Source organism: Algoriphagus marinus (assembly GCF_001936475.1).
In the GTDB taxonomy this organism is placed as follows: Bacteria; Bacteroidota; Bacteroidia; order Cytophagales; family Cyclobacteriaceae; genus Algoriphagus; species Algoriphagus marinus.
This window is the reverse complement of record NZ_MSPQ01000008.1, coordinates 134,949-151,478: the sequence shown is the minus strand read 5'-3', so window position 1 is coordinate 151,478 and position 16,530 is coordinate 134,949. Positions and strand designations below refer to the sequence as shown.

The window sequence follows — 16,530 nt, the reverse complement described above, 5'->3', positions numbered from 1 at the left end:
AATCCTATGCTTAATGAAGAATTCAAATTAGTAGTTAGGAAATATTTACCTATCATCCTGGCTTTTTTACTAATCCCTTTGATTAGTTATTCCTTTTGGCTGTTTTATCCCATAAGGCAACTTGAAATAGTTGTTATTGATAAATCAGTCACTAATGATACCTACAACGAGCACCAATCATTCTATTGGATTCTTGAATATCAAAAAATCCAAAATAAGGAAGGTAGGTACTATGATTTCACTCAGGATTATTACGGGTATCATTTGGCAAGTGAAAATGAACCGGCTTTTGGAGATGACTTTTCCAAACTCACTGATGCTGAAATAGAAGCTAGAATTAAGCCTGTTGATGTGCTTTTTTTAGCAGATACTTATGGAGTATATAAGAATGATTTAAATAAAACCAATCAAAAAGAGCGTTCTTCCAAGGTATTTGGAGGTTTGAATCAGGGAGAAATCAAACTTGTGAGAGAGGCCGCAAAACAAAACAAAACCACTATAGTAGAATTTAATTCCTTTGATTCTCCAACGACAAAATTTAACCGTACAGAAATAGAGAATGAACTTGGAATCAAATGGACAGGTTGGATTGCACGCTATTTTGAAGAACTTGATACTACTGCAAGTACACTGCTACCCAAATGGTTGGTCACAAACTACCTTGAGCAACATGACAACACGTGGATAGGAAAAGGTCCTGGACTTGTATTTGTGCATGAAGATGGGAAAGTAGAGGCGCTTACCTATAAAAAAGATTATCAATCCCGCATCCCTGAAATTAGAACACCCTATTTTAACAAGACAGGTTTTCAACTCCCTGAAGTAGTCCCATATCCGGATTGGTTTGATATCGTTTTAATTGATCGAGGTTACGAAGTAGTTTCATATTTTGATATCAATCCAAGTTCCGAAGGATTAGAGAAACTTAAAGCAATGGGATTGCCTCGATTTTTTCCTGCCACGGTGGTGAAAAATTCTGATAAGGGCCAGTTTTATTACTTTTCAGGAGATTTTACGGATATGAAAGTAGATTTGGGTTCAGCTAGATTCACGGGACTTCCAATACTTTGGCGAGGGTTCCACTTAGTGTCAGATTACAAGGACCGTGAAAGTTTTTTTTGGAATTACTACTTTCCTTTAATATCTCAGATTATTGAGAAGGCTGAAGATCGGGTGACTAATTGATCTGTTGGACAGGAAGTAATTTCCGGGTTTGAACCATGTAATTATTTTTGTTTTTAAAATCTTCGAATTGCCCGTTCAGCTTATTGGTCAAATCATTGTCTGTTACAGGGTCGATATTCAAATTGTCTGAAATTGTAAATAACTGTCCATCAGATAAGAAAAACTCACCGTCTAAGTAATCCAAGAGCTGATTCTTATTTCGCATTAAAGGCATAGCTAATTTGGATTGGAATACCCTTGATGTATCTAGAACTTGACCCTGCCAAGTAGCTATTTCCGGCATTTTTAAACCTGCTTGATCCCTAAGAAATGCAAGAATACTCGGTGTTACCTCAAAATGACTTGTCATTCCTCTAAAATAGCTTGGGCGAGTAATCAAAGGGGAATAGATAATCAATGGCACATGAAAGCGGTCTAATCTTGAGGACATAGGAATGTCAGGCAATCGGTGATCACCTGTAAATATGAAGATCGTATTTTCAAACTCTGGACGTTTGGAATAAGCCTCCATAAACTCCCGAACTGCATCATCAGCATATAAAAGTGTCATGTAGACGTCTTCATAAGCCAGATAATCACCAATTTGAGAATCACTTAATTTTAAATTATCCTTCAAATGACTTCGCAACTTGCTTTGATAAAACGGAAGCTCTGGTACTAGATATGGATCATGAGAAGTTTGAGTTTGAAAAATTCTAAGTTGGGGTTTAGAGGAATTTAGTGGAAGTTTTTCCAAACCATTGCGAAACAATTCCTTATCTGAATATCCCCACGAAAAACCAGTATTTGAAGGAGCTTTTTCATATTTCGGATCAAAACCTAAAATATCTACCAATTGATCTACTTTCTGATAATTCAGGAAACTGCCTTGATTATCGAAATTTTGATCTGCTCCAATGAAATAGCGGACTTCATAATCATTTTCTCTCAGCACACTTAATAGTGATTCATGTTTAGGGAAATCTTGGTATAGCTCCAGAAAACCTTTTTCTCCAAACGGCAATCCTGAAAAAATACCTGGAAGAATCCCGAATGTTCTTCCAGTCGAAGACACATTATTCATCCAAACTAAGCTATGCTGTTCTAAGGAGTCCAGAAATGGAGTAAAACTTCCTAAATAAGCATCTGTCCCAGAATAGGCTTTTCCCATACTTTCGATTAAAACGAAAACTATATCCGGAGCCTTTTCCAAGCTATCGAAATAGGGCCCCAATACATCTGGATAGTTTGCTTTGAAAGCAAATGGAAAAGAAGGATCAAAATAATCCTTCTTCACGGCTAGTCCTTCATTTGTTGATCTTAAGTAAAAATCAAAATAATACTCATTGGTAAACATGAAGTAATCAAAAGTCTGAAAAGCCAAAAAACTGGATTTATTCAACTTAATGTTTTGCTTAGTCTCATCCTGACTTTTTAAATCAACAAGTGGATTTATTACAGCGACCAAAAGTAACAAATAGGAAATTCCCGTTACATAGAGGTAACTCCTTAGCGACAGCCGCATGATCCAAATACCAGTTTGTAATAAAAAGAGGAGCACCACAAAGAAAATCCCAATAAAAATCAAGTTGGTGGGGTTCAGTTGGCCTGAAGCTTCTACCGTCAAAATCAAATCAGAAGTACTGTAGGCGTAAAGATCCTTTCCTAAGGGAATCAGAGATCTAGAGAAGTAAAAAGTTAGTGCCAGTTGAATTACTAATGCAATCCCAAATATTAATTGGCTGAACCATTTGGCAATTTTAATTGAAAAAAAAGAAACAATACCGTGTAAGATTAAAAGCAATCCCACGAAATAAAAGTACCAGCTGATATCATCCAGCAATCCTACAGTCAAAACCTCATCAAACTGAAAAGGTAAAATATGAGAATCGAAAACAAGCTTTAATTCCAAGAAACGGAATCCGATCATTAGAATAAAGAATATCAAGGACATACCCCAGAAATTTTTCAGGGTAGTTTGAATTTTTACTGGTAAATCTGAGTGGATTTCAGCCTTTTGGGCCATATTTATAATATTTCTTAGGCAAATCTAATTAAAATATAGGGCAAAATAAGATATCTTGGAGTCCGAAAAAAGATATATGACTAAATCAGATTTATGGGTAGAGCTCTACTCAAATATCAGTACCACAGGAGCATTGACATTTAGTTCAAAGGCACTGGTAGCAAAAATGCTTTCGCATGCAAACATTGCGGATTCAAAGATAATTGTCGAGCTGGGAGGTGGAGATGGAAGTATCACTCAAGGGATTGTGGATCGCATGTCGCCAAATGCCGAGTTATTTGTTTTTGAAATTAACAAATCATTTTGTGACTCTATGGAAAAGCTTTTTCCACAAGAAAATGTCCATATCATCAATGATTCAGCAGAAAATATCCACTTATATCTTAAAGGGAAAAAAGCGGATTATGTACTTTCTTCATTACCATTTAGTTTGATTCCCTTAGATGTAAAATATCAGATTTTGGAGCAGAGTAAGCTCGCACTATCCCCAAATGGATTTTTTATTCAGATTTGTTATTCTTACTTGTTGAAAAACTTATTCAAAAAGCATTTCGAAAGGGTTAAAACCAGCTTTACTCTAAAAAATTTACCGCCTGCATTTGTCATGGTATGCAATTGATTAATTCCTTGTGGACATTCTCAGAATCGCGATACTAGCAATGCTTAATCAAAAAAAAGGAGTTGAGTTCTCTCCTTTGGAAGTAATACAGCAAATGTATCCGGAAGATTGGGAGTTATTTCAAGAGGATGTTTTTCTTACAGTTAAACAACTGTACCAGGAGGGTTTGATAGAAATCAAATCTGATAGTGAATTTATAAATCTCAACCATGATCTACCCCATAATTCCAAAATCAGTAAACCTTCCAAACTTATCTGATTGTTATTGGGTTTTAATTTTTTGAACAGAAAATATAATTCTATGAATCTTCCTACAACTTCGCTTTCCATTCCTGATGGCTTAGAATTAATCACTTTAGGTGCTGGTTGCTTTTGGTGCACAGAAGCAGTTTTTCAAAGACTGAAAGGAGTAGAAAAAGTTGTTTCAGGTTACTCTGGTGGATTTGTTGAAGATCCCTCTTACCGGGAAATTTGTAATGGCACTACCGGACATGCTGAGGTAATTGAAGTTTATTTCGACCCTAAAGTGATTTCTCTAGAAGAAATTTTGGAGGTTTTTTGGGTTACTCATGATCCCACAACATTAAATCGTCAAGGTGCCGATGTAGGTCCTCAATATCGATCTGCTATATTTTACAATACTACATCGCAGCGCGAGATTGCTGAAAAGCTAAAAGGAGAACTTAATGATTCTAAGGTTTTTGATCGCCCGATTGTCACAGAGATTACTGCCTTCACTAATTTTTATCCGGCGGAGAACTATCATCAGGATTATTACAATTTGAACGGAAGTCAACCTTATTGTCAAATTGTGGTAAAACCGAAAGTGGATAAGCTAAAGAAATTTTTTAGTGATCGATTAAAATAGGATTTCCTACTTTTGTCCTGCAAAACTAATTTGCAATGATGAAATCGAGCATGACAAGAAAGTCAAATGCCTGTACGATTAGGTACTTTGCGAGATTCCTCCCGATAGCTATCGGGATGGCTATTTAAGAAGCTATTGTATTCATATGAAAAGAACTAGAGCCCAAGAATCCCGAGCTGCCATTGAGCGATTATACATTACGATGAGGCATTTATTCACCCGAGGAGTCTATAAACCAAATGGTATATCAGGCGAAGGCTTAGTAGAGGCACTTCGAATCCTAAGCCCTGAAATCTACGGTACGATTACCGATCCTGAAAAAGTGGAGCTTGATGGATTGCTGTATGTAATGGAACGACTTCCACGAGGTATAGAAGAATGTCGCTATGTCCGGTTGATCAGTAGAGAGGGCTACGAATCTTCTAAACTAACTCCGATCATTCCTCCAAAGCGAAAGCGAAACTGCTACCGTTTGGATGAGCATATTATGTATGTGGAGATGACAAGAGGCCGCTCCGACATCTATGATATTCTTACTCATTTGACATTTTTGAATATCGAATCCAATAAAATCTTTCAAAACAGTACAGATGCCAAAGGTAAAATAAATACCAACTGGCGTATGCTGGAAGAGATAGTGACAAAAGAGCAAAATGGTGAAGACTTTAATAAAGAAGCAGCCAGTGCTTATTTGAGTCATTTGATCGGCCGTACCTTTGAGGAAACCTTATTTGCTGTAGATAAATTTAAGCGTAGCTCGAATTCAAATAGCCTATTTTCAATTATTTATCACTTAGGAAAGTTGGCTTTTGAAGAGAGTGTTCAAGGAATGGATCGAGAGATTTCCTTCTCAGCTACCCTTCGGGAAAGGGTAGGTCATCACGTATATGGAGAGCTTTGGGCAAAAAGGATCAAAGCTACATTGGATCAAAAAGACCTTTTAAAACGTCCTATTCATATTATCTCTGCCAATCTTCATTCTGTATTGAATACCATTTATGGTTTTCAACTTCTCGATCTCAAGGATTACCAATCATTGGAGGATGTGGTGATGGATATCAGCACAAACACGAAAGGGAATCAGGGGAAAGCTATAGAAGATTATGCATTGGAGCATGGATTTATCAATCTCCCGGATGAATCTGGGACAAATATTGGTGCTCAAATTATTGATACAGCATTATTGGAAAAAGATGAGCTGATTCCTGGAGTAATTTTACCCAAAGACAAGAGTAAAAGACCTGTTTTTGTGGTGATGGATTATGCTTTTGGGGAACAGGCTTATGAATGTTTTGATGAATTGTTGAAGCCATATCATAGGGAAGAAAAAACCAGTCCTTTGGATATCATTTCAACCTCTATCATGGGTAAAGCGGGAATACTTTATGGAGGAAAGGGAGATTTGATGATTCCAAACTCACATGTTTTTGAAGGAACTGCAGATAATTATCCATTCAAAAACGAGTTCAAAAAATCAGATTTCGAAGGCTATGGCTTAGGGGTTTATTCTGGTTCAATGGTTACTGTATTGGGAACTTCCCTTCAGAATAAAGACATTCTGACTTATTTTATGGAGTCTTCCTGGCATGCTGTAGGTTTGGAAATGGAAGGAGCACATTATCAAAAAGCGATTCAGTCTGCTTCAAAAATCCGTAGAAGCATACGGTCAAACGTTAAAGTGCTATATGCTTATTATGCATCTGATAATCCTTTGGAGACTGGAAGCACTTTAGCATCCGGAGCTTTGGGGATGGAAGGGGTGAGGCCTACTTATTTGATTACCTACAAGATTCTGGAAAAGCTTTTTTCTTAAAATCCGATAAAGTTTAAAAATTAAAAGCCATTGAAGTGTATTCACTTCAACGGCTTTTTTTTGAATCATAAATTCAAAAATGGAATTTATCCTAACATTTGAAATTCTTATTTTTTCACCAAGTCCAGCGTTCCTTTGACTTGTATTTCCTCAGCAATCTTTGCGAAAACCAAGGTTGGGATCTCAATTTTATAATCAACAAGTTTGATTAAAAATTCAACTTTGAGATTTAACAGTTTACCATCTGAATGGATCTTACCGATCAAATCCATAGGTTTTTCCACTCCATGAATTTTCATCAAACCAGTGGCTTTTACAGCGTAATCTCCGGGCACAGTAAAATCTTCATTACCAATGATTTTACCTCTAAATGATGCCGTTGGATACTTTTCGCTTTCTAGATAATTTTCATTGAAATGCTCTTGCATCAATTTATTAGGAAATGAAAAATCAGTGATTCGCATTTGAACTGCAACTTCACGCGTATCTGAATTGATGATACTGCCGACTTTTTTATTCACAGCGCTTATATCTTCCACTGGGGTAGAAGAATAAAAAGAGATCTCACCTGTTGAGGTTGAAAAGAGCGTTTGTGCAACAGCACTTCCAATTACAAATTGAGAACAGTAAAGGAATACGAAGATGATTAGCTTTTTCATGCGTTATACTTGTTTTTCATGGGTCGCATGGAATCTCGCAAAGCTGATAAATACACCATTTTGTGAATCTTTGGTTTTGCCCGATTTCATATGTTTATAATTTTGTTTTTTAGAGGCCATATGGAATGCCCTTGATAATCATCCCCCTGTGTGAGAGAAGATACTTCTCATGGGCATTTCATCTGTTTATTATTGATTTTTTAATGGTCATAATGATTGCCCTGAATAATCATTGCCCTGTTTGAGCACTTTTCTTATGGGCATTTCATTTGATTTTCTTTTTTGCTGACTTATCCAGACTGAATGTTCTTGCAATATTGAATCCATAGAAAATATCCTTGTTTTCCCAGGTACCGATTGTCTGCCCGATAAACTGTTTTTCAATCATACCTTTAGAGTTGGTGAAATGAAGCTGAAAGACGTGTCCACCGGTCTCAATATCTACACCCAAAGAAAGGGAGTTGTGAAAAGGGTAGGGAAGACCTGTTTCACTTTGATATTGGTTTTTATCCACCAAGTTGTAGTAATATTCGGCCGAAAGCGTAATTCTGTTTGAGAGTTTGTATCTACCCCCGCCTCCCATGGAAAGCATTGTGTTTTCGATTGATGCACTTTCCACTCGATTCTGATGTAGAACGGTTGGCATTAGTTGAAGAGAAAGTTTTTCATTGAATTTACGAGCAATTAGTAACTGCCCATGATAGGAGTATCGCTCAAGATTATTGAAGAACTTCATCTCAGCACCAGTTTCGGTGATATATCCCGTATTCATGGTATTGATGGCCCAACCTCCCATTACTGTGACTGTGACCGGGATTTTATTTGATTGGCGCAGTACTTTATATTTTGAATAGAAATCATATGTCTTTTCCATTGAACTTCTTCCTGCGCCTATTAACCATTGGTCAGTTATTCCATATTCTAATCCCAAGCGGATTTTTGCTTCATCCAGCCCAAAGAAATTGTTTATGAATCCGCTATTCACTGCACCAAAACGATGGGAAATCCAGAAGTTGAGGTGCTTTTTTGAAATAGTTTCCACGGTCTGACCATTGATTAGTCGGGTTGCTTTGAAAGTGGCGTATGTATAAACCGGTTCTTTAGAAAGATCCTCATCCAACATTGCCATCAAATCATCCTGAGCAAATGCTTTTCCTACTAATCCAAAAAAAAGGATAAATACAGAGAGCAATATATTTTTGATTCGCATGGTCTTTTATTAAGAAAAAACCCGGAGTAGACTTCCATCAAAAGCTGTCATATAAACCGTCAAGCCATTTTTCCCATTGGAGTTAAGTCCTCGTCCGTTCACATCATACTTTGCACCATGCTCCGGACAATAAAACTCAGCATTACGATAGATTACTTTTGCTTTGTTCTCGTGCGAACAAACCTGAGTGACAGCAGCGAAAGTAGTCGAGGAGATTCTGGCGATCACTATCCTATTGGCAATGACATACTTTCCAACAGTTTTTAGCGCAGAATAGGCTGAATCATTAAGATCAAGTGTGAAATCTATAGTGGAACCGCCTCCTCCTGGATCGTTTGGAGAAGGTTCATTGATACAACTGCTTAAAGCGGGTACAGCACAATAGACGGCTAAAAGCGAAGCACCTTTAAACCCAAGGGATTTTAAGAATGCGTTTCTGGATAGTTTTTCTTCCATTTCTTTAGGGTAGTTAATTCGTGAAACAAGCTAGGACTTTGATTTTGGAGGTTTCCTTAAGCAATTCTTAAGATTTGTTTAAATTATTTCTAACTGAAACAAGTTTCACTAAATAAGAACCTAGCCTTTTATTTATAACTACCTAAAGGTCAAAAAATTGTATTCTTTTTAAACTGCAACTTTGAAAAAATAATTAAACGAAACGAACTAAAAAAGTTGATCTGAAAGATAAGCAACAACAAGCTTTCCAAGTTCAGAATAGCCTTTATCGTCATAATGTACATCTCCGTCTCCTAGCCCATATTCAACATGGATATCTTTTGAAGTTGAATAAATATCATTAATTAGAACTCCATGTCTTTTCATAACTTCTTTTGCGGCAGCATTATAAATTTGAACATCAGAAGTGTTCCGACCAACCTCTTCTTCCGGAACATAAGTAGTAGTCACAAATACCAATTTGGCATCACTCAAATCTTTGATTTTTGTGATTATAGAATCCAGGTTAGCTGCATATTCTTCAACTTTAAATGTGATTTTTCCATTTACTTTATCACGGTTTCCATTGACTTTGGAATCAGGGTGTCGATAGACCAAATCCCATAATCCCCAATTAAGTTGAATTAAATCCCATTCTTCATCGCCTATCCACTCTTCGATCTTTTCAAGTCCAGTACCAGTATGTTGCGCATTGCCAGGATTATGGGTGACCAAAGCTTTCCCCTGTAAAGATCTCCTTACATATGGCGTGTAACCTATGGAAATAGAATCTCCAATGATCAGGATTTTCTTTTGCTTCCAGATAAAAGACGATAATCCAATAGAAATCAGTAGAAAAATAAGGATAAGGAATCGTTTCATCAGATTAGCTTTTAGGTTGCTTAGAGTAAATATGATTACTCAACTTTACTGTAATGAAGTTGTATAAGGCCTTTTTCAAAGGACTTCGAATTGATTAATCGCAGTGATTGCTCCGGTCGGCCTCCTCTAAAAAGTAAAACTCCATCTCCAAGAAGAATTGGAATCACAGAAATGATAAACTCATCTATTAAGTTGTTTCTCATCAACTCATTTGCGATTTCGGCACCTCCATCACAATAAATATTTCCTCCAGGTCTTGACTTAAGATCGGCTATCAATTCACCGAGGTCTCCAGTATAAAAGTTAAAACTACCAATAGACTCCCGTTCACTTCTAGTAATGATGTACACCGCTTTATCTACATGTGGGTATTCATATCCCATAGAAAGCACCTTCTCGTAGGTTTTTCTACCAATTATTACTGTATCAACAGAAGAAACAAAGTTAGTATAACCATAATCTTCACCTTCCTGAGCAACTGAAGAAAGGAAATCCAAACTATTATCAAGGCTTGCGATATAGCCATCCAAGCTCATTGAAATATATAAAATTACTTTGCGATTGTATGGCATGTAGTTTTAACCAGTTTTGATGTCTGGACAAACCAAACTATATTTTGTATTTCAATCTCTTCTGGATTATTTAAATGAAGCCTAAAAGCTTAGACTTAAGACTATTCTTAAAATATCACTGCAACTTCGACGTGATTGGGGGAGGTCCATCAGGGATTATTCCTTTGTAAACATAATCTCCTTTAGTCGTCTTGAATTCTGTTTGTATTGATTCAATAAGTGCCGGATCTTGATATAGGTCTACCATCGTCATAGCCAAAGCTTTGGCAGCATAGCCCATTCCTTTGTGTCCGATTGACATACCGCCACAAGCAACAACAGCCCAAGAATGCCATGGAGTGCCATTTGGAGCAGTAGTTGCGCTCAAACTGATTACCGGAACATTCCAGCTCACATCACCCACATCAGTGGACCCACCCATAGAGTGTTCTAATGTTTCTTCTAATGGTTTGATCTCTGACACCAATCCTATTTGAGGCTTATTAACACTTTCTTGAATCTTCTTTGCAAAAACCTGTTCCTCTTCAGTATAGCTGATAGGTCCAAGTGATTCTAAGTTTTTTTGAAGCACTTCAGAACCAGTTCGATTGATCAGCATTTCATGAACCCCTGAAATCAAGCTCACTTTATAGTCCACATTTGCAAGAATCGCAGCACCCTCAGCCATAGCTTCAACTCGCTCCCAAACTGGCAATAATCCTTCTCGGCTACTGTCTCGAACACGAACCCAAATTCTGCTATAATCTGGCACTACATTCACTACTTGACCAGCGTCTTGAATATGATAATGAATTCTTACCGTAGGTTTGATGTGCTCACGGTAATAGTTGATGCCATTTGCATAAAGCTCCAAGGCATCAGATGCACTTCGCCCATTCCAAGGGTCAGCTGAAGCATGAGCTGCTTGCCCTCTGAATTCCACTTGAAAATCAACTAAAGCCAATCCTTTTTGAGCATTTACTTTGGTCTCATCGGCAGGATGCCAATCCATCATCACATCCACATCATTGAAGAGCCCGGCACGAATCATCCAGAGTTTCCCGAAAAATTTCTCCTCGGCCGGAGTTCCATAAAATCTAATTGTTCCCTTTAATTCCCCTTTCTCAATCAAATCTTTGATAGAAGCTGCAGCGCCTAAGGAGGCTACACCAAAAAGGTTATGCCCGCAACCATGACCAGGCGCGTCAACATGCAAGGGATCCTTATAAGGCACTTTGTTTTGAGAAAGGCCAGGAAGCGCATCAAATTCTCCCATGATCCCGATGATAGGTTTTCCGGAACCATATTCTGCAACAAATGCTGTGGGAATCTCACCTACGCCACGAGTTACTTTGAAACCTAATGACTCTGCGTAATCGGATAGCGCAGCAGCAGATTGGGTTTCCTGAAAAGCGATTTCCTCAAATGACCAAATTTTATCACTCAGGTCAGTCAAATCCGAATAACGAGTATCAATGGATTGTTGAACCTCGATCTTTAGAGGATTTGGCTTGACTTTTTTTTGAGAAAAAGAAAGTGTACTGAATGACAAGAATAGGGCAAAGAATAAATATCCTTTTTTCGAATATCCTGTGTTTAGAGAATTTGAACTACTCATGCAAGTATTATTAAGTTCTATCATATTTATAAATTTTGGAATCCTTCTATTTATTCCATCTTCCCGATTTCGGGACTTCTCACTGCTTTTTAGCATAAACCTTCGAGGTCAAAAAAAGACCACAAAGGTTACTATTGCCAACTGCCCTCAGAAAGCTTATTCTACCATGCAATCCCATAGTCTTCCCCATAATTGCTTGATCCACCCCAGAAACTTCCGTGTTTCCAATCAAACCATATGGCATTAATAGGGCCTGAAGTTCGTGGCCAGAAATCCATTAGATATCCTTTTTTTGTCAATTCAGCACGAATCCAATTTGGGGTATCTTCCCGCAATGTCATGGCGCCTGGTTTCATCTCATGTGCACCAAAGGAGCTTTGCATCTGATAGGAATTCATATTTGCCGCCTCAGCCGCCTGTTGCACATTCATATCAAATTCTACCACATTGAGGAAAAACTGAAGTAAGTTTTGATCCTGTGAATCTCCGCCTTGTACTGCAAAGGCCAAGAATGGTTTTCCATCTTTCATCGCTAAACTTGGAGTCAAGGTGACTCTTGGTCTTTTTCCCGGCTCTGGTAGATTATACGGATTCAATTTTTCATCCAAAACAAAGCTTTGCATTCGCTGACTTAAACCAACCCCAGTGTTTCCGGCGATTACCGCTGGAATCCATCCACCGCTAGGCGTAACTGAAACTACCCAACCTTCTGCATCCGCTGCCTCAATGGAAGTAGTTCCCCGCTGGAATTGCTCCAAAAATGGATCATCAAGTCCGCCTAATGGTTGGCCCGGGTTATTTATGGCTACAGCTTTATTGTTTTGTTCCAGCAGATTTTTAAAAGGGTTTGTTCCTCCTTGGTAAGGATAGGGATCTCCAGGACCCATTGTTGGATCATTTTTGTCTTTGATCAGTTTCGCCCGATCTTTGGCATATTCTTTTGAAAGCAATCCTTTCATGGGACTTACAGGGTCAAAGGCTGGATCAGAATAATAAAAATCCCGATCTGCAAAAGCCAAATTCATCGCTTGGTAAATGGTGTGGATATAATTGGCAGAGTTATATCCCATGCTTTTCAAATCGAAGTTCTCGAGAATATTCAAGGATTGAAGTAGGGCTGGACCTTGTGTCCATTCCTGAAGTTTGTAAACATCAATACCTTTATAATTAACCGAAAGAGGTTCCTCAATTTTCACTTTCCAATTTGCCAAGTCTGCTTCCGTAAATAGCCCGCCTTGTTCGCGAGTACCTCTGACAATCTCTTTTGCAATATCCCCTTTATAAAATCGCTCATAAGCAGCATAGATAGCTTCTTTTCGGTTTTTGCCAGCTTTCAGGGCTGCTTTTTCGGTTTCAACAAGCTTAGATAACGTTTGATATAAATCCTCCTGAACAAAGATTTCGCCAGCCTCTGGAGCTTCTCTTTCTTGACCTAGATGAGGGAGAAATACTTTCTTTGAGTAAGGCCATCCCTTGATTTGATCTTTCCCTTTTTCTATGTTGTTGGCAGTCATTTCCTCAATAGGATATCCCTTTGCAAGCTGCATCGCCGGTTCCAAAACCTGCGTTAAACTCATAGTACCATACTCAGCCAGCATAGTCATCAATCCACCCGGAGTTCCAGGAGTAGTTGCTGCCAACGGACCAAAAGCAGGAGGATAATCCATGTTTTGAGATTTGTAGAAATCTACCGTAGCACCAGTGGGTGCATAGCCCATGGCATTAATAGCAATCACTTTTTTAGTGTTAGGGTTGTAAATCAAAGCTTGGGTTTCACCGCCCCATGAAAGCACATCCCACATCGTCGCAGTAGCGGCTAGCATCCCGCATGCAGCGTCTACGGCATTGCCTCCTTGTTGAAAAATTTGGGATCCAGCAGTGGCTGCGAGAGGTTTACCTGTAATTGCCACCCAATTTTTCCCATGGAGCACTGGCTTTTGGGTTTGCTGAGCAAAAGTCAATAACGGTAAGAACAGTAAAGCAATAAATGTATATTTCTTAAGCATATAATTAGTTGTTTATTTAATTTTGATCAAGGAGTTGACTCATAATAGGCTGAAAGCCTTCGAACTGAGAATTGAAATGCGTGAATATTTGAAAAAGAGAACTAGGATCTCGAGTGGGGAGACTGTTTTGATTGACAAATTCTTCCATTTCTTCTGCTTTTTCGCCAAAAAGCGCAAATAGCTTTTTACGATTGGTTGGAACTTCAATTACATTTTTTCCTTCTAAATAGTAATAGGTATTCCTTTTAAGAATTTGATGGTTTCTATTCCCAACCATCAATGCTGTATTGTAATTTGATTCTTTGAATATGGCCTCAGTTCTTCGCATTAAGGGTAATTCTCCGTCAACCAAGACCTCAAAAAATCCAGATATTGGACTTCCTTCATCAAAAAAATCCATTCCGTTCACAAAATACCTAGGCACCTTGTATGCGGAATCTACCCAAACAAAATTTTGAACTCGAAGACCCATCATAATCGATATCTGGTTAGACTCAGGTTCCATCAACTCAAACTGATTAGCGACAATATTGTATCGGGCTCTAAAACCTTCCAAAAGTTTCTGATCTCTATAAAGCAGGAGGGAAGCAGTATTCCATTTTTTATCCAGATAATAATTTCCTTCCACTTTAGCTGGTTCTGGGGCGATACCATACACCATATTTCCCCCTAACATATTCGGACGGTCATTAAAGAGGTTGGTGATATTGGTAGCTCGAATAGTCTTTTGCAATGCAGCACCAGAACCTTCCGCGCCATATTTCACAAGGTAAATATCTCCGAGGTTTATGTTTTTATTAAGCTTAACTACCTGTTCGTAAGAGTTATAACCTTCAAGATTTAAAGAAAGAATGTATTTATCTTCAACAACATTTTCAATTGAAAAATTGCCCCCTGCTACTGATTTCACTCCAAAAGCTGTTCCTCTTAATGTCACACTTACATCTTCTAAATATTCCTGAGTTTCAGAATCTACAATCCTACCTTTAATTTCAAATACCTGAGAAAACAATTGATTGGAGCCAAAGAAAATTGTGGTACAAAGGAAGAGGAAGAGTCGTAGGTAAAATTTAAAATTCATCAAGTTGTAGGTTGGCTTAGATTAAGTTGAAATATAACCTAATTGATGGATTCTTTCCAATTTTGAATACAAATTGGACTTTTAGTAGATTTGAATGTCACTCAGCTGTGCTATAGATTTGGCTTTCTGTTGATTTCGGAGGTATATTTGAGAAGACAAAGTTTTTTTGTTCTTTACAGAATTTAACAATCCCTTTAATTTTGGAATTTTCAGCATTTAATTTCGAACCTTCGCTTCAGGATGGACTGGACGCCATGGGTTATGAAAAACCTACACCAATTCAGGAAAAAGCAATTCCTGTTATACTTCAAAACAAAGATTTAATCGCTTGTGCCCAAACTGGTACAGGAAAGACTGCAGCTTTTATTCTCCCGATATTAAATAAGATATGCAAATCAGGTTCAAATAGACTCAACACCTTGATTTTGGCACCTACTCGGGAACTTGCAATTCAAATAGATCAACAGATTCAGGGATTTTCTTATTTCCTTGGGGTTAGTTCCATTCCAATTTATGGAGGAGGAGATGGGATTGTCTGGGAACAGCAAAAGAAAGCCTTGGAAACAGGTGCAGATATAGTTGTTGCCACTCCAGGCAGATTGATCGCGCTATTAGCTGGTGGAAAAATTAATCTTAGTACCCTAGAGCATTTGATTCTGGATGAAGCAGATCGGATGATGGATATGGGTTTTTCAGATGACATCCTTAAGATTGTAAATTACCTTCCAAAAGACCGTCAAACAATCCTTTTTTCGGCGACTATGCCTCCGAAGATTCGTCAGTTTAGCATGAAGTTTCTAAATAAACCTGAGGAGATTTCAATTGCGCTAGGTAAAACAGCTGAAGGAGTTACCCAATCAATGTATTCAGTTTACGATACACAAAAGGAGGAACTGGTAAAGCATATACTATCACAGAAAGCATATGAAGCGGTTATCATTTTTGCATCAACCAAGGAAAAAGTAAAATCATTATTCAAAATCCTTAGGAAGCATTTTGATGTGGAAGCATTTCACTCAGATTTGGAGCAGGTAGAGCGGGAAAAAATCATGTCAGCTTTTAAAAATAAGGCTGTCAAAATCCTTGTTGGAACTGATATTATTTCTCGTGGAATCGACGTGGTAGGTATAGAATTGGTAATCAATTATGATACACCTTCCGATCCAGAAGATTATGTGCATCGTGTGGGACGTACAGCCCGTGCAGATAAAGAAGGGGAAGCTATCACTTTTGTCAATCCAAAAGATCAACACAAATTCGTTCGAATTGAAAAATTGATTGGAATGAACATAACTCAGAATCCTTTACCGGAAGGATTTGAAAAAGGTCCAACTTATACTGGAGAACCAGAAAAAGCAGGTAAATCCAATTCAGGAAAAAAGCCAAACTTTAAAAAAAGGGAAGGGGGACAGTCTAAGAATCATTCTAAGCCTAAAACCGACACTTTTAATCAGACAAAAAGCACTAAAACAAACGACTCAAACACCACTAAGGCTGAGCAAAAACCAGCTTCAATCGAAAAAAAGTCAGGTAAATTTGGGCCTCGAAGGAATGTAATTGATCCGGAATAAGGTCAATAAAGCATTGCATATTTAAAG

The 16,530-nt window shown here is 37.9% G+C and carries 15 protein-coding genes; 6 read left to right on the top strand and 9 right to left on the bottom strand.

Features of this window, described 5'->3' with window-relative positions:
- The first annotated feature begins 6 nt into the window (after window positions 1–6).
- Entirely contained in the window at window positions 7–1,185 is a 1,179-nt protein-coding gene (locus BVC88_RS14125; protein ID WP_075351439.1) for a hypothetical protein, read from the top strand.
- Here the strand turns inward: BVC88_RS14125 and BVC88_RS14120 are convergent.
- Window positions 1,178–3,118: an LTA synthase family protein gene (locus tag BVC88_RS14120; protein ID WP_175574423.1), complete on the bottom strand. Its 1,941-nt coding sequence runs from the start codon at window positions 3,116–3,118 to the stop codon at window positions 1,178–1,180. The genes BVC88_RS14125 and BVC88_RS14120 overlap by 8 nt on opposite strands.
- A 148-nt stretch (window positions 3,119–3,266) precedes the next feature.
- Between BVC88_RS14120 and BVC88_RS14115 the strand changes: the two genes are divergently transcribed.
- The 4 genes from BVC88_RS14115 to BVC88_RS14100 all read left to right on the top strand — a co-directional run bounded on the left by BVC88_RS14115 (window position 3,267) and on the right by BVC88_RS14100 (window position 6,490).
- Window positions 3,267–3,809 (top strand): class I SAM-dependent methyltransferase, encoded by a 543-nt coding sequence (locus BVC88_RS14115; RefSeq protein ID WP_075351343.1) that lies wholly within the window; start codon window positions 3,267–3,269, stop codon window positions 3,807–3,809.
- Between the two features lie 40 nt (window positions 3,810–3,849).
- Window positions 3,850–4,068, top strand: a complete 219-nt coding sequence (locus BVC88_RS14110; RefSeq protein ID WP_075351342.1) for a hypothetical protein — start codon at window positions 3,850–3,852, stop codon at window positions 4,066–4,068.
- Window positions 4,069–4,110: 42 nt separating this feature from the next.
- Complete coding sequence (gene msrA / locus BVC88_RS14105) at window positions 4,111–4,677, top strand: peptide-methionine (S)-S-oxide reductase MsrA (protein WP_075351341.1); 567 nt, start codon at window positions 4,111–4,113, stop codon at window positions 4,675–4,677.
- Window positions 4,678–4,822: 145 nt separating this feature from the next.
- The gene (locus tag BVC88_RS14100) at window positions 4,823–6,490 is read left to right on the top strand and encodes a DUF6909 family protein (RefSeq protein ID WP_075351340.1); all 1,668 of its coding nucleotides are present in this window, start codon (window positions 4,823–4,825) and stop codon (window positions 6,488–6,490) included.
- Window positions 6,491–6,597: 107 nt separating this feature from the next.
- On the opposite strand, the gene BVC88_RS14095 is transcribed toward BVC88_RS14100, so the two are convergent.
- From BVC88_RS14095 to BVC88_RS14060, 8 genes are all read right to left on the bottom strand, one after another.
- Window positions 6,598–7,149, bottom strand: a complete 552-nt coding sequence (locus BVC88_RS14095) for a YceI family protein (protein WP_075351339.1) — start codon at window positions 7,147–7,149, stop codon at window positions 6,598–6,600.
- A gap of 265 nt (window positions 7,150–7,414) precedes the next feature.
- Window positions 7,415–8,359 (bottom strand): DUF5777 family beta-barrel protein, encoded by a 945-nt coding sequence (locus tag BVC88_RS14090; protein ID WP_075351338.1) that lies wholly within the window; start codon window positions 8,357–8,359, stop codon window positions 7,415–7,417.
- A gap of 9 nt (window positions 8,360–8,368) precedes the next feature.
- Window positions 8,369–8,815 carry a Rieske 2Fe-2S domain-containing protein gene (locus BVC88_RS14085; RefSeq protein ID WP_075351337.1) on the bottom strand — a complete coding sequence of 149 codons (447 nt, stop codon included), beginning with the start codon at window positions 8,813–8,815 and terminating at the stop codon, window positions 8,369–8,371.
- A 207-nt stretch (window positions 8,816–9,022) separates the two neighbouring features.
- The gene (locus BVC88_RS14080; RefSeq protein WP_075351336.1) at window positions 9,023–9,676 is read right to left on the bottom strand and encodes an SGNH/GDSL hydrolase family protein; all 654 of its coding nucleotides are present in this window, start codon (window positions 9,674–9,676) and stop codon (window positions 9,023–9,025) included.
- 35 nt (window positions 9,677–9,711) lie between these two features.
- Window positions 9,712–10,248, bottom strand: a complete 537-nt coding sequence (locus BVC88_RS14075) for a dihydrofolate reductase family protein (protein WP_075351335.1) — start codon at window positions 10,246–10,248, stop codon at window positions 9,712–9,714.
- 115 nt (window positions 10,249–10,363) lie between these two features.
- Window positions 10,364–11,869 carry an amidohydrolase gene (locus BVC88_RS14070; protein ID WP_245803649.1) on the bottom strand — a complete coding sequence of 502 codons (1,506 nt, stop codon included), beginning with the start codon at window positions 11,867–11,869 and terminating at the stop codon, window positions 10,364–10,366.
- Window positions 11,870–12,006: 137 nt separating this feature from the next.
- Complete coding sequence (locus BVC88_RS14065; RefSeq protein ID WP_075351334.1) at window positions 12,007–13,851, bottom strand: gamma-glutamyltransferase family protein; 1,845 nt, start codon at window positions 13,849–13,851, stop codon at window positions 12,007–12,009.
- A 16-nt stretch (window positions 13,852–13,867) separates the two neighbouring features.
- A complete protein-coding gene (locus tag BVC88_RS14060; protein ID WP_075351333.1) occupies window positions 13,868–14,932 on the bottom strand; it encodes a carboxypeptidase-like regulatory domain-containing protein in 1,065 nt (354 codons plus the stop codon).
- Between the two features lie 200 nt (window positions 14,933–15,132).
- Between BVC88_RS14060 and BVC88_RS14055 the strand changes: the two genes are divergently transcribed.
- Window positions 15,133–16,503, top strand: coding sequence for a DEAD/DEAH box helicase (locus BVC88_RS14055; protein ID WP_075351332.1), 1,371 nt, complete (start codon window positions 15,133–15,135; stop codon window positions 16,501–16,503).
- The last annotated feature ends 27 nt before the right edge of the window (window positions 16,504–16,530 follow it).